General features: G+C 66.5%; 2 protein-coding genes. Both read right to left on the bottom strand.

All coding sequences use genetic code 11. The annotated features are described in order from the left end of the window. A partial coding sequence (gene tssM, locus VIR09_RS07935) for a type VI secretion system membrane subunit TssM (RefSeq protein WP_332012381.1) occupies positions 1-1,661 on the bottom strand: 1,661 nt, incomplete at its 3' end. A 120-nt stretch (positions 1,662-1,781) separates the two neighbouring features. Then, the coding region (locus tag VIR09_RS07930) for a hypothetical protein (protein WP_332012380.1) at positions 1,782-2,920 on the bottom strand (1,139 nt) is incomplete at its 5' end.

Genomic DNA, 2,920 nt, shown 5'->3' with positions numbered 1-2,920 from the left:
GCGGGCTGCGGCGTGCCGCCGGTGGCGGCCGCGGCGGCCGAGATGTCCACCTTGGCCAGGAAGTCCTCCAGGCTGGCCTTTACGGGCGTCAGCATGAATTGGCGAGCGCCGTTGTAGTACTCGGCCAGCAGGCGTTCCTTCAGCACGTCGCCCTGGTACAGGCCCAGCCCCAGCGACCACGGCCGGCTGGACGAATAGCGGTCCAGCTGTTCGATGCGGTCCTGCAGGATCTCCATGGCTTCCAGCCGGCTCTGCAGGTCGGTGCGTTCGCTTTGCAGGCGCACCACCTTGTCCATGTCGGCCTGCACGTTCTGCGCCAGTTGCCGGTTGCCCAGGTACGACCAGCTCCAACCGCCCAACACCAGGCCCAGCGCCAACACCAGACCAAAAAAGGTCAGGTAGCGCATGCGGGTCTTGGCCGGGCTGGCGTGCTGGCGCACGAGTTTCTTGTCGGCGAAGATGACGCTGGAAAACAGGTCGCGCAGGAAGAATCCATTGTGCGACGACACGTTGCGCGCTTGCGCCCGCTGGGCGGGGTGCAGGTCGAAACGTTCGGCCAGCCGCTCGGTGGAAGTGCTTTGCGATACGCCTTCCTGCAAGGCGCTGGTGAAGTAGAAGCCGCGGAACACGGGCTTGTACTGGAACGGATTGGTTTCGAACAGGGTGGACAGGAAGGTCCGCAACGCGGGCTTGATGCCGGCGAATTCCAGCGGGAAGGTCAACAGGCCGGGGGGCAGCTCGCGGTTGCTGCGCAACGAGATCTGGGCGGTGCCCATTTCCTTCAAGCCTTCGTACAACTCGTCGAAGCGCTCGTCGAACAGCGCCAGCACGTCGCGGTTCTCTTCCGCGCCATAGGGCAGGGTGGCGCCCCAGACGCGGTCGCGTTCGTGCTGGTCGTAGTCCGAGAAGAACTCGCTGAAGCCGGAGATCAGGTCGGCCTTGGTGAAGATGATGTAGACCGGCGCGAACACCTCAAGCCGGTCCGTCAGCTCCTGCACGCGCTGGCGCAGGTTCTTGGCCAGATTGATCGCGAATTCGGGACCCGAGCCCGTCAGTTCTTCGATGCTGGCGGCGACGATGATGCCGTTGATGGGCGCCTTGGGACGATGGCGCTTAAGCAGGTCCAGGAACCCCATCCACTCGTTGCGGTCTTCTTCGTGCACCGAGTAGCGGCCGGCCGTGTCCAGCAAGATACCTTCGGTGGTGAAAAACCAGTCGCAGTTGCGTGTGCCGCCCACGCCGCGCACGGCCGCGCCGTTCTTGTCGGCGAACGGGAATTGCAGGCCCGAATTGATCACCGCGCTGCTTTTTCCGGCGGCCGGGTTGCCGATCACGATGTACCAGGGCAGTTCATACAGGGCTTCATTGCCCGACACCTGGCCGATCTTCGACGTCTTGATGGTGCGCACGGCCTGCGTCAGCCGGGCGCGCAGCGCATCCACCTCGCCACGGTTGGCGGCGGCGCCGGTCTGCGCCTGCTGCTCCAGCATGTCGCCCAGTTTCTTGTTGGCATGGCGCGTGCGCCGGCGGCGCCACACGAACACGCACAGCCACAGGAACAGGAAAATGCCCAGGGCGATGGCGGCCCAGGTCAGGCCGATCTCGGCGGTGTCGGCAAACAGGAACAGGAACACCACCAAGGCCAGCAGGCCGATCGCCATGAAGGTGCGCGGATTGGCCAGAAGGCGCGACGACCAATGCCGGCCTTCGCTGAGCGCGCTGGATATTCCGGAAAAGAAACCTGAGGGGCTACGCATGATTTTTGACTGTTTTTTTGTGGGTCAGGCGGAGGGGGAAAGCGCGGGTGCAACAAGCGCGCATGCGCGTAGCGCGGGGTCCTGGGTCAACACGACAAGCACGGGGCCTTCCATTTGGGCGCAGGCCTCGTTGGCCACGACAAGGGTCAACAGGTGTGAGGCCGCGCCGGTGTAGCCGCAAGCGGCCCCGACGGCCAGGCAGTCCTGGTTTGGGTCTAGCTTGGGAAACAGCGTACTGGCCAATCCGGCCGCTTCCAGCGGGCGGCTGCCGCGATGATCGGCGTCGCTGACCAGGGCGGCAATCGCGTCGGCGGGTTGCGCGTGCTGTTCCAGAAACTGCGTCGCCAACGCCGCCAGCATGGGTTCGTTGATGGCGCCCCGCGCATCGGCCGCGGTGGCGCGCTGCGCCGTGGCTGACAACGTCAACGTCATTGCGCCTTCTGGCGGCGCAACCGGCGTGCCGGCGTCCTGCCTGCCCAAGGCCAGGTCCACGAGCAGTCCGGCCGCGGCTTCGCCGGGGATGCGGCCCTGCGGCGTGGCGTTGCCGGCCAGCGCGCCTTGTTGCTCCCAGTCCTGCACGCGATTCGCGTCGATGTAGGAATCGGCCGTGGCCACAAGGCGCAGCGTGGCGATGGCGGGCGTCAACGGTTCCTGGGCCAGCTGGCGCAGCAGGCTATCGCTGTCCAGCGCATTTTTCGCGGCGTGGGGGCGCATGCCAAGACGGGAGTCTGGCCAGACGGCCGCCGCGCGCGCCTGCTTGCAGGCATGGTCGCATGCTTCTTCAGGCCACTGCACGGGCAGCGCCAGTTCCAATTGCAGCAGCGGCCACGCGTCGTCGCGTTCCGGCGTGCCGCTGTCCAGCACCCGTGCGCGGGCTTCTTGCGACAGGGTCTGGACGACATCGCCCAGCAACGCGGTGGCCCGGACGATGTCCTCGGCCAGGGCCACTTTGGGAGCCTGCTGCCCCGCTGCCGCGTCGCGCAGTAACTCCGTGTCCAGATGTGCCGCGCGCGCGGCGAAGATGGGAAAGCCCTTGGCGTTTATCAAGGACACATCCAGCGCGGGGCGCTGCTGTTCGGCCACCGCGGCATGGATGGACGCGGGGTCGTTGCCCAGCGCGGCGCGCGCGGTGCTGGCCAGCACGACCAGGCGAGCCGTCGCTG

This window comes from Achromobacter sp., from assembly GCF_036567245.1.
In the GTDB taxonomy this organism is placed as follows: domain Bacteria; phylum Pseudomonadota; class Gammaproteobacteria; order Burkholderiales; family Burkholderiaceae_B; genus Achromobacter.
The sequence above is the reverse complement of the archived record's forward strand: the minus strand, read 5'-3'. Positions and strand labels throughout refer to the sequence as shown.